24 protein-coding genes are annotated in these 25,174 nt (G+C 70.3%); 14 read left to right on the plus strand and 10 right to left on the minus strand.

Annotated features, from left to right (window positions below; translation table 11 throughout):
- The first annotated feature begins 1 nt into the window (after position 1).
- From bchM to puhE, 7 genes are read left to right on the plus strand one after another with little or no spacing between them, the layout of a single operon-like run.
- A complete protein-coding gene (gene bchM, locus EV685_RS04230) occupies positions 2–730 on the plus strand; it encodes a magnesium protoporphyrin IX methyltransferase (RefSeq protein WP_130480689.1) in 729 nt (242 codons plus the stop codon).
- Positions 727–2,238: a BCD family MFS transporter gene (locus EV685_RS04235; RefSeq protein ID WP_130480690.1), complete on the plus strand. Its 1,512-nt coding sequence runs from the start codon at positions 727–729 to the stop codon at positions 2,236–2,238. The genes bchM and EV685_RS04235 overlap by 4 nt, the downstream gene beginning before the upstream one ends.
- A gap of 31 nt (positions 2,239–2,269) precedes the next feature.
- A complete protein-coding gene (gene puhA, locus EV685_RS04240; protein WP_130480691.1) occupies positions 2,270–3,025 on the plus strand; it encodes a photosynthetic reaction center subunit H in 756 nt (251 codons plus the stop codon).
- On the plus strand, positions 3,022–3,780 hold the full coding sequence (gene puhB / locus EV685_RS04245) for a photosynthetic complex putative assembly protein PuhB (protein WP_130480692.1): 759 nt from the start codon (positions 3,022–3,024) through the stop codon (positions 3,778–3,780). Before puhA ends, puhB begins: the two co-directional genes overlap by 4 nt.
- A 34-nt stretch (positions 3,781–3,814) precedes the next feature.
- The gene (puhC, locus tag EV685_RS04250; RefSeq protein WP_130480693.1) at positions 3,815–4,264 is read left to right on the plus strand and encodes a photosynthetic complex assembly protein PuhC; all 450 of its coding nucleotides are present in this window, start codon (positions 3,815–3,817) and stop codon (positions 4,262–4,264) included.
- A 21-nt stretch (positions 4,265–4,285) separates the two neighbouring features.
- Positions 4,286–5,362: a magnesium-protoporphyrin IX monomethyl ester (oxidative) cyclase gene (gene acsF, locus EV685_RS04255; protein WP_130480694.1), complete on the plus strand. Its 1,077-nt coding sequence runs from the start codon at positions 4,286–4,288 to the stop codon at positions 5,360–5,362.
- A 7-nt stretch (positions 5,363–5,369) separates the two neighbouring features.
- Positions 5,370–6,146, plus strand: a complete 777-nt coding sequence (puhE, locus tag EV685_RS04260) for a putative photosynthetic complex assembly protein PuhE (RefSeq protein ID WP_130480695.1) — start codon at positions 5,370–5,372, stop codon at positions 6,144–6,146.
- Positions 6,147–6,152: 6 nt separating this feature from the next.
- Here puhE and EV685_RS04265 read toward each other — a convergent pair whose 3' ends face one another.
- The 8 genes from EV685_RS04265 to EV685_RS04300 form a co-directional block, all read right to left on the minus strand.
- Positions 6,153–7,529, minus strand: a complete 1,377-nt coding sequence (locus EV685_RS04265; RefSeq protein ID WP_130480696.1) for a sigma-54-dependent transcriptional regulator — start codon at positions 7,527–7,529, stop codon at positions 6,153–6,155.
- Positions 7,526–9,496 (minus strand): sensor histidine kinase, encoded by a 1,971-nt coding sequence (locus tag EV685_RS04270; RefSeq protein WP_207224757.1) that lies wholly within the window; start codon positions 9,494–9,496, stop codon positions 7,526–7,528. Before EV685_RS04270 ends, EV685_RS04265 begins: the two co-directional genes overlap by 4 nt.
- Positions 9,497–9,658: 162 nt before the next feature.
- Positions 9,659–10,393, minus strand: coding sequence for an amino acid ABC transporter ATP-binding protein (locus tag EV685_RS04275; protein WP_130480697.1), 735 nt, complete (start codon positions 10,391–10,393; stop codon positions 9,659–9,661).
- A 97-nt stretch (positions 10,394–10,490) separates the two neighbouring features.
- On the minus strand, positions 10,491–11,156 hold the full coding sequence (locus EV685_RS04280; RefSeq protein ID WP_130480698.1) for an amino acid ABC transporter permease: 666 nt from the start codon (positions 11,154–11,156) through the stop codon (positions 10,491–10,493).
- Positions 11,153–11,899 carry an amino acid ABC transporter permease gene (locus EV685_RS04285; protein ID WP_130480699.1) on the minus strand — a complete coding sequence of 249 codons (747 nt, stop codon included), beginning with the start codon at positions 11,897–11,899 and terminating at the stop codon, positions 11,153–11,155. The genes EV685_RS04280 and EV685_RS04285 overlap by 4 nt, the downstream gene beginning before the upstream one ends.
- A 157-nt stretch (positions 11,900–12,056) precedes the next feature.
- On the minus strand, positions 12,057–12,953 hold the full coding sequence (locus EV685_RS04290) for an amino acid ABC transporter substrate-binding protein (RefSeq protein ID WP_130480700.1): 897 nt from the start codon (positions 12,951–12,953) through the stop codon (positions 12,057–12,059).
- Between the two features lie 105 nt (positions 12,954–13,058).
- On the minus strand, positions 13,059–14,132 hold the full coding sequence (locus tag EV685_RS04295; RefSeq protein ID WP_130480701.1) for a type II asparaginase: 1,074 nt from the start codon (positions 14,130–14,132) through the stop codon (positions 13,059–13,061).
- Positions 14,133–14,204: 72 nt separating this feature from the next.
- Positions 14,205–15,119: a transporter substrate-binding domain-containing protein gene (locus EV685_RS04300; protein ID WP_130480702.1), complete on the minus strand. Its 915-nt coding sequence runs from the start codon at positions 15,117–15,119 to the stop codon at positions 14,205–14,207.
- 292 nt (positions 15,120–15,411) lie between these two features.
- On the opposite strand from EV685_RS04300, the gene EV685_RS04305 reads away from it, so the two are divergent.
- The 4 genes from EV685_RS04305 to EV685_RS04320 are packed head-to-tail and all read left to right on the plus strand — an operon-like array spanning position 15,412 to position 20,401.
- Complete coding sequence (locus EV685_RS04305) at positions 15,412–15,993, plus strand: DsbA family protein (protein ID WP_130480703.1); 582 nt, start codon at positions 15,412–15,414, stop codon at positions 15,991–15,993.
- Positions 15,990–17,357 carry a TolB family protein gene (locus tag EV685_RS04310; protein WP_130480704.1) on the plus strand — a complete coding sequence of 456 codons (1,368 nt, stop codon included), beginning with the start codon at positions 15,990–15,992 and terminating at the stop codon, positions 17,355–17,357. Before EV685_RS04305 ends, EV685_RS04310 begins: the two co-directional genes overlap by 4 nt.
- A 35-nt stretch (positions 17,358–17,392) precedes the next feature.
- Positions 17,393–18,745 carry an NAD(P)H-dependent oxidoreductase gene (locus EV685_RS04315; protein WP_130480705.1) on the plus strand — a complete coding sequence of 451 codons (1,353 nt, stop codon included), beginning with the start codon at positions 17,393–17,395 and terminating at the stop codon, positions 18,743–18,745.
- A gap of 12 nt (positions 18,746–18,757) precedes the next feature.
- Positions 18,758–20,401, plus strand: coding sequence for a sensor domain-containing protein (locus EV685_RS04320; protein WP_130480706.1), 1,644 nt, complete (start codon positions 18,758–18,760; stop codon positions 20,399–20,401).
- A gap of 18 nt (positions 20,402–20,419) precedes the next feature.
- On the opposite strand, the gene EV685_RS04325 is transcribed toward EV685_RS04320, so the two are convergent.
- Positions 20,420–21,421, minus strand: a complete 1,002-nt coding sequence (locus EV685_RS04325; protein WP_130480707.1) for a Bug family tripartite tricarboxylate transporter substrate binding protein — start codon at positions 21,419–21,421, stop codon at positions 20,420–20,422.
- Between the two features lie 132 nt (positions 21,422–21,553).
- Here EV685_RS04325 and EV685_RS04330 point away from each other — a divergent pair, with 132 nt between their 5' ends.
- Genes EV685_RS04330 through EV685_RS04340 form a run of 3 tightly spaced genes read left to right on the plus strand, consistent with a single transcriptional unit; the run spans position 21,554 to position 24,625 of the window.
- Positions 21,554–22,237, plus strand: coding sequence for a response regulator (locus EV685_RS04330; RefSeq protein WP_130480708.1), 684 nt, complete (start codon positions 21,554–21,556; stop codon positions 22,235–22,237).
- A complete protein-coding gene (locus EV685_RS04335; protein ID WP_130480709.1) occupies positions 22,203–23,609 on the plus strand; it encodes a sensor histidine kinase in 1,407 nt (468 codons plus the stop codon). Before EV685_RS04330 ends, EV685_RS04335 begins: the two co-directional genes overlap by 35 nt.
- Positions 23,606–24,625, plus strand: coding sequence for a Bug family tripartite tricarboxylate transporter substrate binding protein (locus tag EV685_RS04340; RefSeq protein ID WP_130480710.1), 1,020 nt, complete (start codon positions 23,606–23,608; stop codon positions 24,623–24,625). The genes EV685_RS04335 and EV685_RS04340 overlap by 4 nt, the downstream gene beginning before the upstream one ends.
- A 9-nt stretch (positions 24,626–24,634) precedes the next feature.
- On the opposite strand, the gene EV685_RS04345 is transcribed toward EV685_RS04340, so the two are convergent.
- Positions 24,635–25,096 (minus strand): H-NS histone family protein, encoded by a 462-nt coding sequence (locus tag EV685_RS04345; protein ID WP_130480711.1) that lies wholly within the window; start codon positions 25,094–25,096, stop codon positions 24,635–24,637.
- Positions 25,097–25,174 lie beyond the last annotated feature (78 nt).

The raw sequence follows: 25,174 nt of genomic DNA on the forward strand, positions 1-25,174 counted from the left end.
GATGGACGCCACCACCCCCCGTTCGGGCGACACCGCCCGCCGCTACGAGCGCCGCCGCGATGAGGTCGAGACCTACTTCGACCGCACGGCGGTGCAGGCCTGGGAGCGCCTGACCTCGGATGCGCCGGTCGGCCGCATCCGCGCCAGCGTGCGGGCCGGCCGGGACCAGATGCGCGCGACGCTGCTGTCCTGGTTGCCGGCCGACCTGCGCGGCCGGCGCGTGCTCGATGCCGGTTGCGGCACCGGCGCGCTGGCGGTCGAGGCGGCGCGCCGGGGTGCCGAGGTCTTGGCCATCGACCTGTCGCCCGCGCTGATCGAGCTGGCGCGCGCCCGTCAGCCGGTCATCGAAGGCTCGGGCCGCATCGAGTTCCGTGCGGGCGACATGCTCGATGCCGGCCATGGCCGCTTCGATCACATCGTCTGCATGGACTCGCTGATCCACTACGAGTCGCGCGACGCGCTGGCCGCGCTGGCCCGGCTGGCGCCGCGCTGCCGCGGCTCGGTGCTGTTCACTTATGCGCCCAGCTCGCCCGCGCTGGTGCTGTTCAAGGCGGTCGGCAAGCTGTTCCCGCGTGGCAACCGCTCGCCGGCCATCGTGCCGGTGGCCGGCGAGCGCCTGCACCGCAGCCTGGCCGCCGATGCGGTCCTGCGTGAGCTGCCCGCCGCCCGCACCCGCCGCATCGCCAGCGGCTTCTACACCTCGCAGGCGCTGGAGCTGGTCCGGCCATGAACACCGCCGGCACGCCCGCCAACGCCCCGTCGGCCGTTCGCCTGAACGCCCGTCTGGCGCGGCAATGGTCGCGCCTGACGCCGGAGTTCCTGCCCTTTGCCGATGCCGTCAGCCCTGGCCTGCCGCTGGCGCGCTTGCTGCGGCTGGCGCTGTTCCAGGTCAGCGTGGGCATGGCTGCTGCGCTGCTGGTGGGCACGCTCAACCGGGTGATGATCCTGGAGCTGGGTGTGCCGGCCTGGCTGGTCGCGCTGATGGTGGCGCTGCCGCTGCTGGCCGCGCCCTTCCGCGCCGTCGTCGGGCACCGGTCCGACACCCACCGCTCGCTGCTGGGCTGGCGCCGCGTGCCCTACCTGTGGATGGGCACGCTGCTGCAGTTCGGCGGCCTGGCCATCCTGCCCTTCAGCCTGATCCTGCTGTCGAGCCATGCCGGTGTGGCGGACGCCGCCCGCTGGACCGGCCTGGTGGCCGCGCTGGCCGCCTTCCTGATGGTCGGCGCAGGCATGCAGACGACCCAGACCGCCGGCCTCGCGCTGGCCACCGATCAGGCCACGCCCGAAACCCGCCCGCGCGTGGTCGCGCTGATGTACGTGATGCTGCTGCTGGGCATGGTCGGCGCCAGCGCGGTCTTCAGCCTGGTGCTCGCCAGCTACACCCCAACCCGGCTGGTGGGCGTGGTGCAGGGCGCGGCCAGCGTCACGCTGCTGCTCAACCTTGTCGCCCTGTGGAAGCAGGAGCCGCGGACCGCCCAACACAACACAGACGCAGCGGCCGATGCATCCGCCATCGCCACGCCGCGCGAGCCCTTCCGGCAGGTCTGGCAACGCTATGCGGGGCGCCCGCACACGCTGCGCTTCCTCGTCACGCTGGCGCTTGGCACCGCAGCCTTCAGCATGCAGGACATCGTGCTGGAGCCCTATGGCGGCGAGATCCTGCACCTGAGCGTGTCGGCCACCAGCCTGCTGACGGCCATGATGGCGCTGGGCTCGGTCGGCGCCTTCGTGCTCGCCACCCGCTGGCTGCCACGCGGCGTCGACCCGCACCGCCTCGCGGCGCTGGGCCTGCTGATCGGCATCGTCGCCTTCTCGGCCGTGGTGTTCGCCGCGCCGCTGGGCTCGGGCGGACTGTTCCGCGCCGGCAACCTGCTGATCGGCCTGGGCAGCGGCCTGTTCTCGGTCTGCACGCTGGTCATCGCCATGGGCATGGCCCGCGACGACGGCGCCGGCCTGGCGCTGGGCGCCTGGGGTGCCGTGCAGGCCACGGCGGCCGGCGTGGCCGTCGCGCTGGGCGGCACGCTGCGCGACGCGGTGCACCTGCTGGGCACGGCGGGCTGGCTGGGCGAGGCGATGTCCGAGCCGCAGGTCGCCTACAGCGTCGTCTATCACACCGAGCTGGCGCTGCTGTTCGCCACGCTCGTGGCCATCGGTCCCCTGGTGCGGCGCGAGCCGCGTGCCGTGGACCTGTCGTCCCTCCCGAACCAGCGCCTCGGGCTGGCCGAGTTCCCGGGCTGAACCCTCCACGCCCAACCCTCTGGAGACTTCCATGCAAACAGGTGCCATCACGGGCTACATCGACGTGGCGCAACTCGCGCTCTATGCCTTCTGGCTGTTTTTCGCCGGTCTGATCATTTACCTGCACCGCGAGAACAAGCGCGAGGGCTATCCGCTCGAATCGGACCGCTCCGGCTCGATCCAGGTCCAGGGCTACCCGGCGGTGCCCGATCCGGTCAGCTACCGGCTGGCCGACGGCCGCACGGTGCACGCACCCAGCAACCGGCGCGACAACCAGCCGCCGCTGCACGAAGGCGTCTGGCGCGGCATGCCGCTGACGCCCACCGGCAACCCGTTGCACGCCGGTGTCGGTCCGGGCAGCTGGGCCAACCGGGCCGACGTGCCCGACACCCAGGTCGACGGCACGCCACGCATCGTGCCGCTGCGGGTGGCGCCGGGCTTCGGCATCTCGTCCAAGGACACCGATCCGCGCGGCCTGCCCGTGCTGGGCGATGACGGCGTCGAAGGCGGCCGGGTCGTCGACCTGTGGGTTGACCGCGCCGAGATGCTGCTGCGCTACCTTGAGGTCCGCGTCGACGGCGGCGCACATGTGCTGCTGCCGATGAACTTCGCCCGCATCCAGTCGCGGGCGGTGCGGGTGCAGTCCCTGCTGGGCCACCAGCTGCGCGAGGTGCCGAACACGCGCCACCCCGAGCAGGTGACCTTGCTGGAAGAGGAAAAGATCATGGCCTGCTACGGCGCCGGCACGCTGTATGCGACGCCGCAGCGCCAGGAGCCGCTGCTGTGAAGGCGGTCGACCGGCTGGCGCCCGAGCACGAACACGAGTTCGAGGCCCTGCCCGGCCTGCCCGAGCCGCTGCCGCCGGGCGAGACCGTGCTGTGGCAGGGCCGGCCGCAGGGCCTGTCGCTGGCCCGGCAGGCGCTCTGGCTCGACCGCATCGGCATCTACTTTGTGGCGCTGCTGGTCTGGCGTCTGGTGGCCGGCCAGCTCGACGGCGAGGACGCCACGACCACCGCGCTGGCGCTGGCCCGCATGCTGATGCCGATGGCGGTGGCCGGCGGCCTGCTGCTGGGCCTGGGCTGGCTGATGGCGCGCAGCACGCTCTACACGGTCACCAGCCGGCGCGTGGTGATGCGCATCGGCGTCGTGCTGGGCATCACCTACAACCTGCCGCTGACGCGCATCGCCACCGCCCGCCTGAAGCCGCACCGTGACGGCAGCGGCGACCTGGCGCTGGTGCTGAGCGATGGCGACCGCATCGCCTACCTGCACCTGTGGCCGCATGTGCGCCCCTGGCACCTGAAGTCGACCGAGCCGATGTTGCGCGCCCTGCCCGACGCGGCGCTCGCCGCCGAGCGGCTGACGCACGCATGGCAGGCGGTGCAGGGTCAGGCGATGAGCCGCCAGAGCAAGACCCAGACACCGACCAAGACTCAGACCCCGGCACCGGTCCTGATCCCTGTGCCGAGCGATGTGCCGAGCGATGTGCCGAGCGCCGTGCCGGATCGGGCACCGGACCGGCACGGCCTGTTGACCACCTGACCGCGCCCCGATCACCAGCCGAGAACGCCCCGCCATGTCGACCGTCGAATCGCACCCCCTGAGTCGCGCGCCCCGGCTGCCCTTGCTCGCCATCGGCGTGCTGCTGCTGAGCGCCGTGCTGGGCACAGCGCTCGTGCGCGGCGCGGGCGTCAGCCCGGTCCAGCGGGCCGACGCGGCCACTGTCCGTACGGTCAACCTGCACTTCGAGGACCGCGACGACGGCGCCATCCTGATCCGCGATGCCGACAGCGGGGCCGTGCGCGGCACGGTCGCGCCGGGCACGCAGGGCTTCCTGCGCAGCACCATGCGCGGCCTCGTGCGCGAGCGGCGTCGCCAAGGGCTGGGCCCTGCCACACCCTTCCAGCTGCTGGGCCGGGCCGACGGGCGGCTGACGCTGTTCGATCCGGGCACGGGCCGGCGCATCGACCTTGAATCCTTCGGACCGACCCATGCGGCCGTGTTCGCCCAGCTCATCACCCCCTGAGACGTGACCCGGGAGACGACGATGGACCACACCCTCGACCTCAACACCCCCGATGACGCCGCTGCGCTGGCCAAGCGCAGCAGCTTGCTGACGCCGCGCTTCTACACGACCGACCATGCCGCGATGGACGCGCTGGACATGTCACCGCTGCGCCGCGAATGGGACGCCATGCTGGCCGAATACGAAGGCGACAACAACCAGGACCACTTCCAGCGCACGCCCGAGTTCGCCGCCGAGGTGGCCGCCCTGTCGGCCCAGTGGTCGCCGCAGCTGCGGCGTGACTTCCAGGACTTCCTCGTCAGCTCGCTGACCAGCGAATACTCCGGCTGCGTGCTCTACAACGAGATCCAGAAGAACGTCCAGAACCCGGACATCCGCGCGCTGATGCGCTACATGACGCGCGACGAGTCACGCCACGCCAACTTCATCAACCAGTCGCTCAAGGACTTCGGCCTGGGCGTGGACCTGCTGGCGCTCAAGCGGACCAAGGCCTACACCTACTTCAAGCCCAAATACATCTTCTACGCGACCTACCTGTCCGAGAAGATCGGCTACGCCCGCTACATCACCATCTTCCGGCAGCTTGAGAAGCACCCGGAACTGCGCTTCCACCCGATCTTTCGGTGGTTCGAACGCTGGTGCAACGACGAGTTCCGGCACGGCGAATCCTTCGCGCTGATCATGCGGGCCCAGCCCCATCTGCTGCGCGGCGCCAACCTGCTGTGGGTGCGCTTCTTCCTGCTGGCCGTCTACGCCACGATGTACGTGCGCGACCACACCCGCCCCTGGCTGTGCGAGGCGCTGGGCATGGACGCCACCGCCTATGACCACCGCGTGTTCGAGATCACCACCGCCATCTCGAAGCAGGTCTTCCCGATCAGCCTGGACACCGCCTCGCCGGGCTTCCGCACCGGTCTGGACCGTCTGCTGCACTGGTCGCTCAAGGCCGATGCGGCCAAGGCCCGCGGCGGCGTCATCGGCAAGCTGCAGCAGGGTGTCTGCGCGGCGGGTGCGGCCTGGACCTTCCTGAAGCTCTACCTGCACCCGGTCCAGCGCCACGAGCTGCCGGCCGAGATCCGCGTCGCGCCGGCCTGGTGAGACGGCGATGACGCTGCTTGCCGCCGTGCTCTACACCGTGCTGGTGTGGTGGTTGAGCACCGGCGTCATCCTCTACCTCAACGGTCTGCCAAGGGCGCACCACCCGGCGCTGATGGCCGTCGCCACGCTGCTGCTGGGCGTCGCGCTGGCGGGCATCTCGGCCTCGGCCGGCGACACCGGCGTGGCCGATGCCTACCTGGCCTTCAGCGCCACCATCGCCGTCTGGGGCTGGCAGGAACTGGGTTTCCTGCTCGGCTACGTGACCGGCCCGCGCCGCATCGCCTGTCCACCCGAGGCGCGCGGCTGGCGCCGCCTGCGCCATGCGCTGGCCGCCATCCTGTACCACGAGCTGGCCCTGCTGCTGCTGGGTGCGACGGTGCTGGCGCTGACCTGGCAGCAGCCCAACACGGTCGCGCTGTGGACCTTCGTGGTGCTGTGGGTGATGCGGACCTCCGCCAAGCTCAACGTCTACCTGGGCGTGCGCAACCTGTCGGAGAGCTTCCTGCCGGCCCACCTGCGCTACCTGCACAGCTACTTCCGCCAGCGGCCCGGCAACGCGCTGTTCGCCAGCAGCGTGATCGCCTCGACCGCCGCCGCCGTGGCGGTCTGGGACGTCGCCGTCGCGCCGACCGCCACGCCCTACCAGGCCTGCGCAGCCGCGCTGGTCGCCACGCTGCTGAGCCTGGCGGTGCTGGAGCACTGGTTCATGGTCCTGCCCATGCCCAGCGAATGGCTGTGGCGCTGGGGCCTGCGCTCGCGCGAAGGGCAGACGCCCTCGGCCTGAACGGCCTCACTCGCCGCCGATCAGCCCGTGCTTGCGCACCTTGTCGACCAGCGTCGTCTTGGCCATGCGCAGCGCCTTGGCGGTGCGGCTGACGTTCTGGTCCTGGCGCTTGAGCTCATCAGCGATCAGGCCACGCTCGAAGGCATCGACGCGCTCAGCCAGTGAAGCGCCTTCGGCCACGGAGCCGGGCGTGTCCGCGTCGACCGGCTCCACCATGCCCGCTGGCTCGGCGCTCAGCAGCGGCTCCTTGATGACGCCCAGCACCAGGCATTCGGCGACGTTGCGCAGCTCGCGCACATTGCCCGGCCAGTCGTGCGCCATCAGGCGGTGCATCTGCGCGGTGGTCGGCACCGGCTGGGGCCGGCCGTAGCGGCTGGCCGCCAGCAGCATGAAATGCTCCAGCAGCAGCGGGATGTCCTCGCGCCGCTCGCGCAGCGGCGGCAGGTCGATGGTGACGACGTTGAGGCGGTAGTAGAGGTCGGCGCGGAAGCTGCCCTCGCGGGCCCGCTGCAACAGGTCGTCCTTGGTGGCTGCGACCACCCGCACATCGACCGGCTGGCCCTGGTTGGAGCCCAGGCGCTCGACCACCCGGTCCTGCAGCACCCGCAGCAGCTTGACCTGCACGGCCAGCGGCATGCTCTCCAACTCGTCGAGGAACAGCGTGCCGCCGTGGGCGTGTTCGATCTTGCCGATGCGGCGCTTCTGCGCGCCGGTGAAGGCGCCGGCCTCGTGGCCGAACAGCTCGCTGTCGATCAGGTTGTCGGGCAGGCCGCCGCAGTTGAGCGCGACATGTGCCGCCGCTTTGCGGCGTGAGTGCTCGTGCAGCGCGCGGGCGACAACCTCCTTGCCGGTGCCGGTCTCGCCACGGATCAGCACATCGACCGGCGTGTCGGCCACTTCCAGCACCATCTGCCGCACCCGCAGGATCTGCGGCGAGCGGCCGACCAGCTGGCCCGCCAGCCCTTCTCGCACACCGAGCGCACGGCGCAGCGCAGCCACCTCCAGCGTCAGCCGGCGCTTGTCCAGCGCCCGCTTGACGACCTCGACGAAGACCTCGGGCGAAAAGGGCTTGGGGATGAAGTCGTAGGCACCGCTGCGCATGGCCTCGACCGCCAGGCTGACGTCGCCATGGCCGGTGATCATGATGACCGGCAGCTCGGCATCGAGCGCGTGACAGTCGCGCACCAGGCTCAGGCCGTCGGCGCCGGGCAGGCGCATGTCGGTGACGACGATGCCGGCGAGGTCCGCGCCGATGCGCGGTCGCGCCGCCTCGGCGCTGGCGACCGCCTGCACACGCAGGCCGGCCAGCTGCAGGGCCTGCACGCAGCCCAGCTGCACATGCGGGTCATCCTCGACGAGCAGGACGGTCAACTCGGAACTCATGGCGTGGGATCGGTGGCGGATGTTGAAGGAAGCGGCGCCTCAGGCGCGAGCGGCAAGCGCAGGACGAAGCAGGCGCCCGGGCCGCCGGGATCGGCCGGATCGGCAAGATGGGCCGGACTGGCGGGGCTGTGCGCCTCCAGGTCGCCACCACACTCTCGCACGATGTCGCGCGAGATGGCCAGCCCCAGGCCCAGGCCGGCACCGGCTGGCTTGGTCGTGAAGAAGGGCTCGAACAGGTGCTCGCGGGTGGCGGCGTCGAAGCCGGGGCCGTTGTCGATGACCTTGAGCAGCAGCTCGGACCCCACCAGCTCGGCCTCGATGCACAGGCGCCGGTCGGGGCGCTGCTGCATCGCGTCGACGGCGTTGCCGATCAGGTTGATCAGCACCTGCTCCAGCCGGTTCGGGTCGCACCAGACACGCGGCAGGCCGGCCTCGGGCGGGCAGCGGTTGTCCAGCGTGACGCCTTCCTTGCGCAGCCGCTGGTCATAGAGAAACAGCGCATGGCGCACCGCCACGGCCACGTCGGTGGCCGACGGCTGGGCGGCCGACTTGCGGGCAAAGCTCTTGAGCGGATGGATGATCCCGCCCATCTGGTCGGCCAGCCGGGCGACGATGTCGAGGTTGCCGCCGACCGCATCCAGGTCGCCCCGGCGCAGGAACTCACGGGCATTGCCCGACAGCGTGCGAATGGCGCCCAGCGGTTGCGTCAGCTCATGGGTGATGCCGGTGGCGAGCTGGCCCAGCACGGCCATCTTGCCGGCGTGCACCAGCTCGTCCTGGGCCGCGCGCAGCGTCAACTCGGCCTGCTCGCGTTCGGCGACCTCCTTGCGCAAGCGCGTGTTGGTCTCGCTGAGTGCGCGGGTGCGCTTGGCGACCTTGTGTTCCAGCTCGGTGTTGACCCGTTCGAGCATCTGCTTGGCCTCCAGCTTCTGGCGCAGCAGCCGGCGCCGCTGCAGCAGGTAGAGCGCCAGCAGCTGCACAAAGGCCACGGCGACGCCGCACAGCATCCCGAAGCGCATGGCCTGCAGGCGCACGCCGCGCAGGTCCGAGAAGATCAGCACGCGCCAGTCCATGCCGTCGAGCGCACGGCCCAGCACCAGCATCTCCGCGCTGCCGCGCGCCAGCCCGGCATTGCCAGCCGGCAGCACGCCTTCGACGACCTGGCTTTCCTCGTCGACCGACAGCTGCACCGGCAAGGGGAAACGGGCGATGCGCAGGTCGTCGTAAAGCCGGTTGATCTGCAGGTCGACCCTGCGCTCCAGCGGCAGTTCGGCCAGCGCGGTGTAGCGCCACTCGGCTTGCGAGGACAGGATGACGACCTGGTTGGCATCGGCCAGCAGCGCCGGGGCGCCCAGCATCTCCCAGATCTGCTCGATCGGCGACAGGCTGATCTTGATCGCCGCAACGCCCACCACGCGGGCACCGTCGCGGATCGGGTGCGAGACGAAGTAGCCCGGCTCGCCACGCCGCGCGCCGATCGCGAAATGGCGCCCGACCCGGCCGGCCAGCGCCTCCAGGAAATACGGCCGGTAGGCCATGTCCGAGCCGACCAGGCTGTCGTCGTTCTGGTCGTTGTTGCTCGATGCGAGCACGGTGCCACGCTCGTCCAGCACGAACACCGCGACGCTGCCCAGGTGCGCGTTCAGCCGGCGCAGGTAGCCGCTGGCATCGGCCACCCGGCGTGGCTCGGCAGGGGCACGCAACAGCGCCAGCACGTCGGCACTGAGCTGCACCGTGGCCGGCACGTGTTCAAGGCGACGGATGCGGCCTTCGACCACCGCCGCGAACAGGTCCAGCCGGTGGTTGGACTCCTGCCGCAACGCCGCCATGCCCTGACGCTCGCTGAGCACGTCACCCAGCCAGGCGCCCAGCACGATGGTGCCCACCGCTGCCAGCACCAGCAGCATCCGCAGCACCGGCCGCCACCACGGGCGCGGCGGGCCGAACAGGGCGGACGATTCAGGCATGGCCGGATTGTCCTTGCGGATCGGACGCGACCTTGCCACGCGCACCGCGACGATCCAGCAGCGACGCGGGAGGTGGCGCGGGAAGGGACGCGGGAGGTGGATGCGCCAGCCCGGCCGTCGCGCCCCCTGCAGGGCACGCGACGCAGGCGCTCCTGGGGCGGGTCAATGGCTGAGGATCTTCGACAGGAAGTCCTTCGCCCGCGGCGAACGGGCTTCCGGGTTGCCGAAGAACTCGTCCTTCTTGCAGTCCTCGATGATCTTGCCCGCGTCCATGAAGATGACGCGGTGGCTGACCTTCTTGGCGAAGCCCATCTCGTGGGTCACGCACATCATGGTCATGCCCTCGTGGGCGAGTTGCACCATGACATCGAGCACCTCGCCGACCATCTCCGGGTCGAGCGCGGACGTGGGCTCGTCGAAGAGCATCACGATCGGGTCCATGCTCAGCGCCCGGGCGATCGCCACGCGCTGCTGCTGGCCGCCCGAGAGCTGGCCGGGGAACTTGTCTTTGTGGGCCGACAGGCCGACGCGGTCGAGCATCTTCAGGCCACGCGCGAGCGCATCGTCCTTGCTGCGGCCCAGCACCTTGATCTGCGCGAGCGTCAGGTTCTCGGTCACCGACAGGTGCGGAAACAGCTCGAAGTGCTGGAACACCATGCCCACACGCGACCGCAGCTTGGGCAGGTCGGTGGTCGGCGCGCTGATGCTGATGCCGTCGACGACGATGTCGCCCTTCTGGATCGGCTCCAGCGCATTGACGGTCTTGATCAGCGTGGACTTGCCCGAGCCCGACGGGCCACAGACCACCACCACCTCACCCTTGCTGATCTGGGTCGTGCAGTCGGTCAGGACCTGGAAGCTGCCGTACCACTTGCTGACGTTGTCGATCTTGATCACGTTGAACTCCTGTTAGCGCGCTCGGCCTGCGCCGGGCCGCCCCAAGCGGGCCGAGGCCCCCCTGGGGGGCGGTCGGTACCCCGGCCGGGGGCTTCATTTACCGAATGATTTGGATCTTGGCCTGCAGACGCTTGACCAACATGGAGAGGCTGAAGCAGATGACGAAATACACCCCGGCGGCGACCAGGTAGGTTTCGACCGGGCGGTTGAAGTTCTTGCCCGCCACCTCGAAGCCCTTGAGCAGGTCGTAGGCACCGATGGCGTAGACCAGCGAGGTGTCCTGGAACAGGATGATGGTCTGCGTCAGCAGTACCGGCAGCATGTTGCGGAAGGCCTGCGGCAGCACGATGGTCTGCATGGTCTGGCGGTAGGTCATGCCCACCGCATAACCCGCATGGACCTGGCCGCGCGAGACGCTCTGGATGCCCGCCCGCATGATCTCCGAGTAGTAGGCCGCCTCGAACAGCGTGAAGGTCACGATGGCCGACAGCTCCGCGCCCATCGGCCGTCCGATCAAGAGCGGGATCAGCAGGAAGAACCACAGGATGACCATCACCAGCGGCACGCTGCGCATGGTGTTGACATAGGCCGCCGCCGGCACCACCAGCCAGGGCTTGCCCGACAGGCGCATCAGCGCGAGCAGCGTGCCCAGCACGATGCCACCGACCATCGCGACCAGCGTGAGCTGGATCGAGAAGATCAGGCCCTTGAGGACAAAGCTGCCGATGACGTCGGACGTGAAGAATGCGAAGTCGAGGTTCACTTGCCACCTCCGCCGACCATGCCCGGCACGCGCACACGCTGTTCGATGAACTGCGCGATGCGGTTGATCGTGAAGGCCGAGATGAAGTACAGGCCCGTCACCGCGAGGTAGATCTCGATGCCGCGCGAGGTCTCTTCCTGCGCCTGCATCGCAAACATCGTCAGCTCGGCGATGCTGACCGCGAAGGCCACCGAGGAGTTCTTGATGATGTTCATGCTCTCGCTCGTCAGCGGCGGGATGACGATGCGAAAGGCCATCGGCAGGATCACGTAGCGATAGGTCTGGCCCAGCGTCAGGCCCATCGCCAGACCGGCATAGCGCTGGCCGCGCGGCAAGGTCTGGATGCCGGCCTTGACCTGCTCGGCGATGCGCGCGGAGGTGAAGAAGCCCAGGCCGACGACGACCAGCACAAAGCTCGGAACGCCCTTCAGCACGGGGAAAATCTGCGGCAGCACGTGATACCAGAGGAAGATCTGGACCAGCAGCGGGATGTTGCGAAACAGCTCCGTCCAGGCATTGCCGAAGAAGGCCCAGCCCCGGTGCGGCAGCGTGCGCAGGATGCCGATCAACGAGCCCACGACCAGCGCCACCAGCAGCGCCAGCACGGCCACCGACAGGGTCCAGCCCCAGGCGCTCAGCAGCCAGTCGAGGTAGGTGACATCACCGTCACGGCCAAAGCAGCCGGCAATGACCTCGCCCTCGAGCGTGCTCTTGCAGAAGACTTGCCAGTCCCAGTTGGACACCGGTGGCTCCCAAAGAATCAGATGTAGGCCAGCGGTCCGACCAGGGCACCGGCAGCACGGAACTCGGTCAAACCCAGCGCATCCCGTGGATCCGGCTTCGCCGGTCCACTGGGATGGCCCCCTTGAGGGGGACGCGCGTCAGCGCGTCGGGGGTGGGTCACTTCTTCGCGTAGTCTTCCATCGGCTTGTCGTTGGGATTGGCCCACGCAGCCTTGGTGTTCTCGTTGGCCGCCATGCCGACCTTGGTGTTGGTCGGCGGGATCGGCTGTTCGAACCACTTGGTCCACAGGCGAGCGACCTCGCCGGACTTCATGCGCGACTTCAGCGCGTCGTCGACCGCCTTCTTGAAGGCCGGGTCATCCTTGCGGATCATGATGGCGATCGGCTCGACCGACAGCACCTCGCCGACCAGCTTGAAGTCCGCCGGGTTCTTGGCCTTGGCGATGTTGCCGGCCAGGATGGCGCCGTCCATCACGAAGGCATCGGCACGGCCCGATTCGAGCAGCAGGAAGCTGTCGGCGTGGTCCTTGCCGTAGACCTCGTTGAAGTTCACGCCATTGGCGCGCTCATGCTTGCGCAGCGTCTGCACCGAGGTCGTGCCGGTGGTGGTCGCCACGTTCTTGCCGGTCAGCTGCTCGATGCCGGTGATGCCCGAGTTCGCCTTGACCGCGATGCGCACCTCTTCGACGAAGGTGGTGACCGCGAAGGACACGTCCTTCTGGCGCGCGGCGTTGTTGGTGGTCGAGCCGCACTCGATGTCGACGGTGCCGTTCTGCACCAGCGGGATGCGGTTCTGCGAGGTCACTGGCTGGTACTTGACGTCCAGCTTGGCCAGGCCCAGCTGCTTCTGCACGTCGCCCAGCACCTGCTGGCACAGCTCGACATGGAAGCCGGTGAACTTGCCATCGCCCAGCGTGTAGGACAGGGCGCCCGAAGACTCGCGCACGCCCATCGTCACGCTGGCGCTGTCCTTGATCTTCTTGAGCGTGTCGGACTGGGCTTGGGCGGCACCGACGGCCAGCAGCGCGGCGGTGAGGATCAGGGTCTTCTTCATGATGTCTCCAGGTTGTGGAACAGGGAACACGGAACACGGAACAGGGAACGGGACACGCGGAATGCGGGGCGCAGGCGACAGGCGGGGCAGCGCCCCGTGTGCCGTTCAGTACGCCATGAAGATGCGTTGCAGCGTCTTGCTGTCAGCGCCCTTGGCCAGCGCGACCATGGTCAGGATGCGGGCCTTCTGCGGGTTCAGGTCGTGAGCCACCACCCAGTCGTACTGGTCGTCGGGCTGCTCGGCGTTGCGCAGCACGAAGCCGCCGCCGACCACGCGGGCCGAACGCACGATCTGCAGGCCCTGGGCGCGCAGTTCACGCAGCGCGGGCACGACCTGGCCGGACACCGAGCCGTTGCCGGTGCCGGCGTGCACGATCGCCTTGGCACCCTTGGCGGCAAAGGCGCGGTAGGCCGTGTCGCTGGCGTTGCCCGAGCCGTAGACGATGTCGACCTGCGGCAGCGCGCCGATCTGTTCGATGTCGAACTCCGACTCGGTCGTGTGGCGCTTGGCCGGGGCGCGGAACCAGTAGGTCTTGCCCTCCACGACCATGCCCAGCGGCCCCCACGGGCTCTTGAAGGCCTCGGTGCGGATGTTGATGGACTTGCTGACGTCGCGGCCGGTGTGGATCTCGTCGTTCATCACCACCAGCACGCCCTTGCCGCGGCTGGATTTGTCGGCCGCCGTCGTCACCGCGTTGAGCAGGTTGAGCGTGCCGTCGGCCGACAGCGCCGTGCTCGGGCGCATCGAGCCGACCACCACGATGGGCTTGTCGGTGCGCACGGTCAGCGTCAGGAAATAGGCCGTCTCCTCCAGCGTGTCGGTGCCGTGGGTGATGACGATGCCGTCGACATCGGCCTGCTTGGCGAGCGCCGCGACGCGCTTGCCCAGCGTCAGCAGGTGCTCGTTGGTGAAGCTCTCGGAGGCGATCTGGAAGACCTGCTCGCCGCGCACCTGGGCGACCGCCGACAGCTCGGGCACGCCGGCGATCAGCTTGTCGACCGGCACTTTTGCGGCCTGGTAGGTCGCGCTGTTGGCGGCACTGGCGCCGGCACCGGCGATGGTGCCGCCGGTGGCCAGCAGGACGACCTGCGGCTTGGCGGTCTGGGCCGACACGGTGGCGGCCAGGGTCAGCGCGACCAGACCGGTCGAGAGCTGGATCAGAAGGGACTTCAAGGACATGGAAAGGAACTCCGGGGAACGAGGGAAGGAAACAAGGAATGCAGGCAGGGTCACGCGCGCTGGTCACGCGCGCTAGTCACGCGGCCGGTCATTGGGGGATCGATAAAGCGCCAGCAGCGCGTCCGACGGTGGCCAGGCGAGGTTCAGGCCGCGCGGCGGGATCGGCCGCTGGAACCAGCGCTGGTAGATCCGCAGCGCCTCGCCGGTCAACATCAGGCGGGCCAGGCCGGCGTCAACGACGCGCTTGAACTCGGCATCGCCACGGCGCATCGCGCAGGCGTAGACCTCGGTCGACATGGGCTGGCCGACGACCTCCCAGTCATCCGGTCGCAGCGCCCGGGCGCGCACGCCGTGCAGCAGGGCGTCGTCCATCATGTAGGCATCGGCCGCGCCGGCTTCCAGGCGGCGGAACGAGGCGTCGTGGTCCTTGGTGGCCTCGATGGTCAGCGCCAGGCCGCGCTGTTCGGCATAGGTGCGCAGCAGGCGCTCGGAGGTCGTGCCGGCGGTGACGACCACGCGCTTGCCGCCCAGGTCGGCGAAGTCGCGCACGCGGCTGCCGCGCGGCACCATCAGGCGCGTGCCGATGACGAAGATCGAGTGCGAGAACGCCACCTCGCGCTCGCGGGCGACGTTGTGGGTGGTCGAGCCACATTCCAGGTCGACGGTGCCGTTCTGCAGCAGGGGGATGCGGTTCTGCGCCGTCACCGGCACCAGCTTGATCGTCAGCGCCGGCAGCTTCAGCTCGGCCTTGACCGTGTCGAGCACGCGCAGCATCAGCTCATGCGAATAGCCCACCACCTGACGCCGCGCGTCGTAGTAGGAAAACGGCACCGAGGCCTCGCGGTGCCCCAGGCTGATCGTGCCGGTTTGGGCGATGCGATCCAGCGTGCGGTCGACGTCGCCTTGCGCCCGAACCGGCAGCGCCAGCCCGGCCAGGGTGGCCAGCAGGCTCAGGCTCGTCAGGATGGACACGGTCGGGCGCTTCATGCCCAGACACATTGCACGCCGCGTGCCAGCGGCACTCCTGCGCGGCCACGCCGGCAAGTGCTTGATTTGGCTGGGTGAGTCGCCAGCGCGCCTCGGGTCCGCGAACGGATTTCCGAACCTGCGCGGCGTCGGGACCGATGCAGCCATGCGGATTTCCGACCACGCGCGGATGCCCCGTGATCGCCAGACCCGGCCAGAATCGGCCCATGCCCCGCTCGCCCCGCGCGCACCGTTTCGGCGGGCCGCTGGCAGCAGCCCTCCTTCCGACCTCGATCCTCACCAGGACCCCAACATGAGCGTCTCCGCCCCCGCCCCCAGACCGGCTGCCAGCCTGGCCGACACCCTGGCCTGGGGGCACGGCCCCCGCGTCCTCGAGGTCTTCCTGGAGCCCACCTGCCCGTTCTCGGGCCGGGCCTTTGGCAAGCTCGATGCCTTGCTGGCGCGGGCCGGCGAGGATCGGTTGACGGTGCGCATCCGGCTGCAGTCCCAGCCCTGGCACCTGTTCTCGCCGGTGGTCTGTCGCGCGGTCCTGGCGGCGGCGACGCTGCCGGACGGCCGCACCGCCGCCCGGGCGGTGCTGGCCGCCGTGTTCGCGCACCGCGAGCAGTTCGACCACGTCGACCACGCCAGCGGTCCCAACCTGGACCTGACGCTGCGCGAGGTGATCGGCCGCATCGAGGCGCTGAGCGGCCTTGCGCTGGCCGATGCCTTTGCCGCGCCGGGCCTGGACCGTGACCTGAAGTGGCAGGCCCGCTATGCGCGGCAGAACGGCATCCACGCCACGCCGACCTTCATGGTCGACGGCCTGGTCGCCCCTGACATCGGCAGCGGCGACAGCGTTGACGCCTGGCTCGACAAGCTGGGGCTGGCATGAGCCGCATCGACAAGCCCACGCAGGTCCCCGGTTCGCCGCTGACCCTGCACGCCGACCTCGGCACGCCGGCCACGCCGGGATCGACCCGCTGCGAGGGCGCGTCGCTGCGCCACACGCTGACCTCCGCCGACGAGGCCGGGCACTTCGCCGGCCGGGTGCTGAGCGGCGACTTCATCGTCACCGCGCGGGTCGCGGCCAGCAGCGCGAACGGTCCGCTGCGCCTGGGCTGGACCGCCCGCGAAGGCCTGCAGCCCGGTGCCGCCCAGTTCAGCGCCAGCCTCGACGCCATCGGCCTGGTCGAGGTCGATGTGATCCAGCTGGAGCGCCGCGCTCACACCTGGACCGTCTCGGTCGCCCGCCACGGCGAGGCGCTGCAGCAGCGCTCCTGCGAGGACCTGGAACTGGCCGACTCGCTGCATGTCGGCCTGTTCGTGGCTGCGGGGTCGGCCACCTTCGACAACGTGCGCGTGGTGCGTCCGCTGCCGCGCCTGCCGGGGCTCTACCTGCAGCGCCCGATCTGCAGCCGGCTGGAACTGCTGGACGTCGACACCGGCGTGCGCAGCGTCATCCATGAGGACACGCAACTGTTCGAGGCGCCCAACTGGAGCCGCGACGGCCGCTTCCTGGTCATCAACCAAGCCGGCCGGCTGCAGCGGGTGGACCTGGTCGACCGGCTGCTGACGCTGATCGACACCGGCGACATCGTGCGCAACAACAACGACCACGTGCTGTCCTTCGACGGTCGCCAGATCGCCATCAGCAGCCAGGACCCGGGCGACGGCGAGTCGCGCATCCATGTGCTGCCGATCGACGGCGGTCGACCGCGCCGGGTGACGCGCCAGGGCCCGTCCTACCTGCACGGCTGGTCGCCCGACGGCCAGTACCTGGTCTACACCGCGCAGCGGCCTGGCAACGACGCTTACGACATCTACCGCATCGACCTGGACGGCCGCCACGAGATCCGGCTCGGCACCTCGCCGCGCCTGGACGACGGACCGGAGTACGCGCCCGACGGCTCGGCGATCTGGTTCTGCTCGGCCCGCGACGGCCACATGCAGATCTGGCGCATGGGCCCGGAGGGCGAAGACCCGCAGCGCCTGACCGACGACGGCCACGACGACTGGTTCCCGCATGTCTCGCCCGACGGCAGCCGGGTGATCTTCCTGAGCTACCTGCCCGGCGAGGTCGACCCGCAAGAGCACCCCGGCGGTCGCCATGTCGTGCTGCGCACGATGCCGGTCAGCGGCGGCGCGCCGCGCGTGGTCGCCTACCTGCACGGTGGTCAAGGCAGCCTGAACGTGCACTCATGGTCGCCCGACGGCCGCCGCGTGGCCTTCGTCAGCCACACCTTGCCGCTGGACTGAAGCCACACCTCACCCGCACGACAGGAGACACGCCGATGTCGCTGATCCAGAAGCTCAAGGCCCGCGCTGCGGCGGGTCGTCCGGTCCGCGTGGCCGTCATCGGCGCCGGCAAGTTCGGCTCGATGTACCTGTCGCAGGCCCCCCGCACGCCGGGCATCCACCTGATCGCCGTGGCCGACCTGTCGCCCGACCGGGCCCGCGCCGCGCTGGCCCGGGTCGGCTGGGAGGCGCAACGCCACGCCGCCCGCACGATGGCCGAGGCGGCGCGTGACGGCAGCACCTGCATCACCGACGACGCAGCGGCGGTGATCGCCAGCGAGCATGTCGACATCGTCATCGACGCAACCGGCAGCCCGGCCGCCGGCATCCGCCATGCGCTGCTGTGCTGCGAGCACCGCAAGCACATCATCATGGTCAACGTCGAAGCCGACGTGCTGGCCGGCCCGCTGCTGGCGCGCCGCGCCGCCGAGGCGGGCATCCTGTATTCGATGGCCTCGGGCGACCAGCCCGCGCTGATCGCCGAACTGGTCGACTGGGCCCGCACCATCGGCCTGGACGTGGTCTGCGCCGGCAAGGGCACCAAGTACCTGCCGATCTACCACCAGAGCACGCCCGACACGGTCTGGGGCCACTACGGCTTCAGCGAGGCCCAGGTGGCGGGCGGCGACTTCAACGCGCAGATGTTCAACAGCTTCCTGGACGGCACCAAGTCGGCGCTGGAAATGGCGGCGGTGGCCAACGGCTGCGAGCTGGATCCGCCGGCCGACGGCCTGGCCTTCCCGCCCTGCGGCGTCGACGACCTGCCGCACATCCTGCGGCCGGTGGCCGACGGCGGCACGCTGGCGCGCAAGGGCATGGTCGAGGTGGTGTCGTCGATCGAGCGCGACGGCCGGCCGGTCTCCCGTGACCTGCGCTGGGGCGTCTACGCGGTCTTCGAGGCCTCCAGCGACTATGTGCGCGACTGCTTCGCCCAGTACGGCCTGAAGACCGACGCCAGCGGCCGCTACGCCGCCATGTACAAGCCCTATCACCTGATCGGCCTGGAGCTGGGCATCTCGGTAGCCAGCATCGCCGTGCGGCAGGAAGCCACCGGCGCGACCGGCGACTGGCGCGGCGATGTCGCTGCGACCGCCAAGCGCGCGCTCAAGGCCGGCGAGAAGCTCGATGGCGAGGGCGGCTACACCGTCTACGGCAAGCTGATGCCGACCGCAGACTCGCTGCGCCGCCAGGCCCTGCCGATCGGCCTGGCGCACGACATGGTCCTGCTGCGCGACATCGCCGCTGGCGAGGTGGTCAGCTGGAACGACGTGCGCCACGACCCCAGCCGGCAGGCGGTGCAGGTGCGGCGCGAACAAGAAGCGCTGTTCCGGCGAGAGCTGGGACTCTGACGGTGCGCCGCGATGGCCGAGCTTGACGGGGCGATCCCCGAGGGGCGTTACCGCGCGATCGTCGAGGCGCAGGTCGAGCTGATCTCGCTGGCCCGGCCCGATGGCACGCTGGTCTATGTCAACCCGTCCTATGCCCGTCAGGTCGGCACGACGCCGCAGGCGCTGATCGGCCGCAGCCTCTATGAGCAGGTGCCCGAGGCCGACCGCGAGGCGGTGCGCCGCCTGGTCGAGCGGGTCATCACAACCGGCCAGTCCGTCGCCTCCGAGAACCGCCTCCTGACGGCCGGCGGCACCACGCGGCTGATCTCCTGGACCAACGGCGTGCAGGTCGAGGACGGCGAGCCGCTGCTGCACTCGGTCGGCCGCGACGTCACCGAGCGGCGCCGGCTCGAACAGGAGGTGCGCGAGAGCGCCGCCTTCGTGCGCAAGGTGACCGACAACCTGCCGGTGCGCATCGCCTACGTCGACCGCGAGCGGCGCTACCGCTTCGTCAACCTGGCCCATTGCCAGCGCTTTGACGTCGCCCGGGTGCAGGTGCTGGGCCGCACCCGCGACGAGCTGCTGGGCCATGCGACGCCAACGCCGATCGACGCCCACATCCAGGCCGTCATGGCCGGCCAGCCGCAGCACTTCGAATACGACGAACCCTTCAGCGGCGAGCTGCGCCGCTTCGAGGTCCGGCTGATGCCCGATGTGCAGGAGGACGGACAGGTCCACGGCTACTTCTACATCGGCATGGACATCACCGAGCGGTCCCGCGCCGAGCGCCTGATGCGCACGATGACCTTGGACGCACAGCGCCAGAGCGACATCCTGCGGCTGGTGGCCGACGCCATTCCGGCCACCGTGGTGGTGGTCAGCGCCGAGCTGCGCTACCGCTTCGTCAACCGGGCCTTCGAGCAGCTGGTCGGCCTGCCGCGTGAGCAGATCATCGGCCGCTCGCCGGCCGACATCATCGGCGCGGCCGAGGCCGAACGCCGCAAGCCCTGGATCGCCCGCGCCTTGGCTGGCGAGGCGGTCACCTTCGAACTGGACCATGAAGGCCCGGACGGCACGCGGTGGACGCGCCTGAACAGCATCCCGCTGCGGCTCAGCGGCGGCGAGGTCGACGGCTTTGTCGGCATCTCGCAGGACATCACCGCGCAGCGCCGCGAGCAGGAACGGCTGACCGAGCTGTCGCAGCGCGATCCGCTGACCGGCCTGCTCAACCGCAATGGCTTCGAGCTGGCGATCGAGCGCAACATCCGCAGCGGCCAGGGTGCGGCGCTGGCGCTGCTCTACATCGACCTGGACCGCTTCAAGCCGGTCAACGACCAGCACGGCCACCTGGTCGGAGACCGACTGCTCGAACAGGTGGCTCAACGCTTGAGCCAGCTGGTCCGGCCGGTCGACGCGGTGGCGCGGCTGGGCGGCGACGAGTTCGCCATCGTGCTGGTCGACCTGGCGCGGCTGGCGCACGCCGAGGCGGTCGCCGCCAAGGTCGTCGCCGCGCTGGCCCAGGCTTTTGAGGTCGACGGCCTGACGCTGACCATCGGCGCCAGCGTCGGCGTGGCCCACGGCGCCCAGGCGCAGGGCGGCGCCGAAGACCTGATCCGGCGCGCCGATGCCCAGCTCTACCGCGCCAAGGCCGAGGGACGCGGACGGCACGCCAGCTGACGGCGGCGCGGTCTGGGCTCAGTCCGGCTTGATCCGGGCGCGCGCCACGACCGCCTTCCAGCGCTTCTGCTCCTGGGCGATGTAGGTCGCGAACTCGGCCGGCGTGCCACCCACGCCGATGGCCGCATCCGCCGCCAGCTTCTCGTGGGCCGAGGGCTCGCGGATGGCCGCCGCGCTGGCCTTGGCCAGCCGGTCGATGGCCGGCTGCGGCAGCGTCGCCGGCGCCAGCAGGCCGTACCACTGGGTCATCTCGAAGCCTGGGTAGCCTTGCTCGGCAACCGTCGGCACATCGGGCAGCTGGGCGATGCGCTGGGTCGTGCCGGTGGCCAGGCAACGCAGCTTGCCGGCCTTGATGAACTGCAGCACCGCCGGGGCGCCCACCGAGGCGACATCCAGGCGGCCGGCCAGCAGGTCGGTCAGCTGCGGACCGGTGCCGCGGTAGGGCACGTGCAGCATGAAGGTCTCGCTGGCCATCTTCAGGTATTCCATCGCCAGATGGCCGGCGCTGCCGTTGCCGGCCGAGCCGTAGTTGAGCTTGCCCGGGTTCTTCTTCGCGTAGGCGATCAGGTCCTTGAGGCTGTTGAACGGCAGGTCAGGCCGCACCAGGTAGAGGCTGGGCACCTTGGCCAGCAGCGAGACCGGCCGGAAGTCCGTGTTCGGGTCGTAGGGCAGCTTGTCGAAGATGTAGGGGTTGACCGCCAACGTGCCGATGTGGCCGAGGATCAGCGTGTGCTGGTCGTCGGCGCGGGCCACCTCCTGCATCGCGACATTGCCGGCGCCACCGGGCTTGTTCTCGACATAGACCGACTGGCCCAGCTGCTTGGCCAGTTCGACCGCCGTGGTGCGGGCGACGATCTCGCTGCTGCCGCCGGGCGCAAAGGGCACGACGAAACGGATCGGCTTGGACGGCCAGGCGGCGGTCTGCGCCAGCAGGCCCGGTGCGGCACCTGCGGCGGCAGCGCCGAGGCCCAGTTGCAGCAGGCGCCGACGGTCGAAGGTTGGCTCTTGGGGGTTGTGCATGTCTTGTCTCCAGGTGGGTCGATCCGGACCGGGGGTCCGGTCTTCGGCATTCATCAGGCCGCGCCATCGTGCCGCGCACCACCTCTCAAACACCTTTCAAGCGGGTCAGGCGCCGCCACCACAATGGCGGCCATGCGCATCTTGCTTGCCGAAGACGAACACGGCCTGGGCGAGTGGCTCAGCAAGGCCCTCGCACAGTCCGGCTTCCGGGTCGACTGGGTCGACGACGGCCGGCTGGCCGAGCGGGCGCTGGCCGACACCTCGGACTACGACGCGCTGGTGCTGGACCTGGGCCTGCCCGGCCGCAGCGGCCATGCACTGCTCAAGGGACTGCGCGACCGTGCCTGCGGCGTGCCGGTGCTGGTGCTGACAGCGCGCGACTCGCTCGCCGAGCGCGTCAACACGCTCAACGAGGGTGCCGATGACTTCCTGCCCAAGCCCTTCGCACTGGCCGAACTGGAGGCGCGCCTGACCGCGCTGATCCGCCGCTCGCGCGGCATCGAGCGCCCCCGCCTGGCCTGCGGGCCGCTGCAGTTCGACACCGTGCTGCGCCAGTTCACCTGCGGCGACGAGCTGATGCAGCTGTCGCCGCGCGAACACGTGCTGCTGCGCGCCCTGATCGTGCGCAGCGGCGAGCCGATGTCGCGCCAGCAGCTCACCGACCGGGTCTTCGGCGACGAGGAGGACGTACAACCCGGCGCGCTGGATGTCGTCATGCACCGGCTGCGCAAGCGCCTGGACGGCAGTGGCGTCCAAATTCAGACCTACCGCGGACTCGGCTATGCGCTGGAACCCGTTGCCCCGCCGCACGCTTAGGAGCCGGCTGCTGGGCCTGCTGCTGCCGGGCATGGTGCTGCTGCTGGCGGCCAGCCTGTGGAACACCCGGCATGACGCGATCAGCGCCGCCGACGCGGCCTTTGACCGTTCGCTGCTCGGCGCCCTCAAGGGCCTGGACCTGAACGTCACGACCGCCTCGGGCGGGCTGGCGGTCGAGCAGCCCTACCGACTGTTCGAGTTCTTCCAGCTCTCGTCCGGCGGCGAGGTTCACTACCGCGTCGCCACCGACGACGGCCTGGTCGAGATCGGCTCGCCCGACCTGCCGCTGCCCCCGCCGGACGTGCGCCTGCGCAGCGGCGAGCCGCGCTTCTACGACGCGGTCTACTTCGGCGAGCCGGTGCGCGTGGGCGCGCTGCGGCGCGAACTCGATCCGCCCGTGGGTGATGCCCGGCAGGTGCTGATCCAGGTGGCCGAGGGCACCGCCTCGCGCGAACGCTTCGCACAGACCTTTGTGCGGCAGGCGCTCTGGCGCGATGCCTCCATGCTGGGCCTGATGGCGCTGGCGGTGGCCGCCGTCGCGGGCTGGGCGCTGCGACCGGTGCAGCGGCTGGCGGCGGTCACACGCTCGCGCCAGACCGACGACCTGCGGCCCCTGCAGGCCGACGGCCTGCCCGAGGACCTGCAGCCGCTGGTCGAGGCGATCAACCAGCAACTGGCACGCACCCAGGCGCTGGTCGAGCAACGGCGCCAGTTCCTCGACGATGCGTCACACCAGCTGCGCACGCCGCTGACCACCTTGCGGGCCCAGCTGGACTACGCCCGCCGCGAGGCCGATCCGGCGCGCCTGCGCGAGGCGCTCGATGCGCTGTCGACCGAGCTGGACCTGGCCAGCCGTTCGACCAACCAGCTGCTGCTGCTGGCCCGCGCGGATGCGGCGCCGCTGCAGCGCCAGCCCGTCGACCTCGCCGAGCTGGCCCGAGAAGTCGCGCTGCAGCTCTTGCAACAGGCCCGCGCGCTCGGGGTCGACTTCGGGATCGCGCTGGACGAGTCGGCCGAGCCCGCGCTGATCGCCCGCGGCGACCGCCTCCAGCTGCGCGAGGCCTGGCTCAACCTGGCCCACAACGCGCTGGTGCACGGCTGCCATGCGGGCGCCGGCGGCAGGGTCACGCTCGAAGCCGGACACACCGCCACGGGCTGGCAACTGGGCGTGGTCGACGATGGCGTCGGACTGGACCCTGACGTGGCGGGACGGCTCGGCGAACGGTTTGCAAAAGGCCGGGGCAGCCGGGGTGCCGGGCTGGGTCTGGCGATGGCCCGCTCGGTGATCGAGCGACATGGCGGCCAACTCGTCGCCCAAGCCGGCGATGGCGGGCGAGGCCTGCGCATCCAGCTTCAGTGGGGATCGACATGAACACCGTGTGCAAGCGCATGGCGGCCTGGCTGTGCCTGGCCTTGGCAGGGCATGCGCCCTTGGCCAGCGCCCAGGTGTCGCCACCCACACGCTGCATCGTGCCGGCCAAGGCCGGTGGCGGCTTCGACCTGACCTGCCAGCTCGCTCGCGGGGCCTGGCAACCGGCCGGGCCCGAACTGGCCATGGCCTACCAGCCCGGCGGCATCGGGGCGCTGGTCTACCGGGAGCTGACGCGGCCGGCCTCGGCCCCTGCCGCCGAACGCCCCAGCGCCGCAGCCGGAGGTCCGGCCCTGGTCGCCTGGTCCAGTGGCACGCTGTTGAACCTGGCACAAGGCCGTTTCGGCCGCTATCACCCCGGCACGCTGCACTGGGTCGCCGCGCTGGCGTTGGACCATGGCGTGGTCGCCGTGCACCGCGACGCGCCATGGCGTGATCTGCCGGCGCTGCTGGCCGCGCTCAAGGCCAACCCGTCGGCGGTCAGCTTCGCGGCCGGCGGCACCATCGGCAGCCAGGACTGGATGAAAGCGGCCCTGCTGGCCCGCGCGGCGGGCGTCAGCCACAAGGCCATGCGCGTGGTCGCCTTCGAAGGCGGTGGCGATGCGGTCAAGGCCCTGCAGGGCCGCCATGTGCAGGTGCTCTGCGGCGATGCCGCCGAGTTGACACGCCAGCTGCGCGACGGCCTGCCGCTGCGGGTGCTGGCGGTCCTGTCGGACCACCGCCTGAGCGGCCCGCTGGCGGGCGTGCCGACCGCGCGGGAACAGGGCGTGGACGTGTCCTGGCCGATCCTGCGCGGCGTCTATGCCGGCCCGCTCACACCGGCCGCGACCGCCGCCGACTGGGGCCGCACGCTGCGCGCCCATGCGGCGCGCGAGGACACGCTCCTGGCGATGCGGCAACTGGGGCTCGCGCCGCTGGCGCTGGACGGCCCCGCACTGGCCCAGCGGGTCGAAGACGAGATCGTGCGCTGGCGGGATCTGGCGCGCGGCTTCGGGCTGGTCGCCGCCACGCCGCCCTGAACGCAGGACTCAGCCGGCCGTCGGCACGCGCAGATCGTCGGCGGTCTTGCCGGACGCGATGGCGGCGAGGAACCAGTTCGGACGCTTGCCCACGCCGGTCCAGCTGTGGCCCTGGTCGTCGGCGAACTTGATGACGGACGGGCGGGCGGGCTTGGCCGCCTTCCCCGCTTTCCCCGCTTTGGCCGCCTTGGCTGGCTTCTCAGCCGTGACGGCGTTCGTCACCGCCGCACGGCGACGGCCCTTCGGTGCCGGTGTCGCCTCGGTCTTGGCCGCCTTGGCGCCCGACTTCTTCGCCGGCGCGCGGCTGACCTTGCCGTCCAGGCCCAGATCGCCGGCCGTCAGGCCGTAATGGGCGATGGCCTCCTTGATGCGGCCGACCACATCGGCCACCTCGCGCGCCCGGATGGCCTCGGCCTCCTTCTGGAGCTTGTCGATCTGGGACTGGATCTGGGCGAGGGTCTTCTTGGTCATGGGCGACGGCCTTTGGATGAGCGGGGATCAGTGACTCGGTCAGCAAGGATCGGAACAGTCACCAGGAAACCGAAGCAT

This window comes from Sphaerotilus mobilis, assembly GCF_004216565.1.
GTDB classification, from domain to species: Bacteria; Pseudomonadota; Gammaproteobacteria; order Burkholderiales; family Burkholderiaceae_C; genus Sphaerotilus; species Sphaerotilus mobilis.

Excerpts from the sequence above, each read along its gene's own strand:
- bchM (WP_130480689.1), top strand. The coding sequence starts at position 2 with ATGGACGCCACCACCCCCCGTTCGGGCGACACCGCCCGCCGCTACGAG.
- EV685_RS04235 (WP_130480690.1), top strand. The coding sequence starts at position 727 with ATGAACACCGCCGGCACGCCCGCCAACGCCCCGTCGGCCGTTCGCCTG.
- puhA (WP_130480691.1), top strand. The coding sequence starts at position 2,270 with ATGCAAACAGGTGCCATCACGGGCTACATCGACGTGGCGCAACTCGCG.
- puhC (WP_130480693.1), top strand. The coding sequence starts at position 3,815 with ATGTCGACCGTCGAATCGCACCCCCTGAGTCGCGCGCCCCGGCTGCCC.
- acsF (WP_130480694.1), top strand. The coding sequence starts at position 4,286 with ATGGACCACACCCTCGACCTCAACACCCCCGATGACGCCGCTGCGCTG.
- puhE (WP_130480695.1), top strand. The coding sequence starts at position 5,370 with ATGACGCTGCTTGCCGCCGTGCTCTACACCGTGCTGGTGTGGTGGTTG.
- EV685_RS04265 (WP_130480696.1), bottom strand. The coding sequence starts at position 7,529 with ATGAGTTCCGAGTTGACCGTCCTGCTCGTCGAGGATGACCCGCATGTG.
- EV685_RS04270 (WP_207224757.1), bottom strand. The coding sequence starts at position 9,496 with ATGCCTGAATCGTCCGCCCTGTTCGGCCCGCCGCGCCCGTGGTGGCGG.
- EV685_RS04290 (WP_130480700.1), bottom strand. The coding sequence starts at position 12,953 with ATGAAGAAGACCCTGATCCTCACCGCCGCGCTGCTGGCCGTCGGTGCC.
- EV685_RS04295 (WP_130480701.1), bottom strand. The coding sequence starts at position 14,132 with ATGTCCTTGAAGTCCCTTCTGATCCAGCTCTCGACCGGTCTGGTCGCG.
- EV685_RS04300 (WP_130480702.1), bottom strand. The coding sequence starts at position 15,119 with ATGAAGCGCCCGACCGTGTCCATCCTGACGAGCCTGAGCCTGCTGGCC.
- EV685_RS04305 (WP_130480703.1), top strand. The coding sequence starts at position 15,412 with ATGAGCGTCTCCGCCCCCGCCCCCAGACCGGCTGCCAGCCTGGCCGAC.
- EV685_RS04310 (WP_130480704.1), top strand. The coding sequence starts at position 15,990 with ATGAGCCGCATCGACAAGCCCACGCAGGTCCCCGGTTCGCCGCTGACC.
- EV685_RS04315 (WP_130480705.1), top strand. The coding sequence starts at position 17,393 with ATGTCGCTGATCCAGAAGCTCAAGGCCCGCGCTGCGGCGGGTCGTCCG.
- EV685_RS04320 (WP_130480706.1), top strand. The coding sequence starts at position 18,758 with ATGGCCGAGCTTGACGGGGCGATCCCCGAGGGGCGTTACCGCGCGATC.
- EV685_RS04325 (WP_130480707.1), bottom strand. The coding sequence starts at position 21,421 with ATGCACAACCCCCAAGAGCCAACCTTCGACCGTCGGCGCCTGCTGCAA.
- EV685_RS04330 (WP_130480708.1), top strand. The coding sequence starts at position 21,554 with ATGCGCATCTTGCTTGCCGAAGACGAACACGGCCTGGGCGAGTGGCTC.
- EV685_RS04335 (WP_130480709.1), top strand. The coding sequence starts at position 22,203 with ATGCGCTGGAACCCGTTGCCCCGCCGCACGCTTAGGAGCCGGCTGCTG.
- EV685_RS04340 (WP_130480710.1), top strand. The coding sequence starts at position 23,606 with ATGAACACCGTGTGCAAGCGCATGGCGGCCTGGCTGTGCCTGGCCTTG.
- EV685_RS04345 (WP_130480711.1), bottom strand. The coding sequence starts at position 25,096 with ATGACCAAGAAGACCCTCGCCCAGATCCAGTCCCAGATCGACAAGCTC.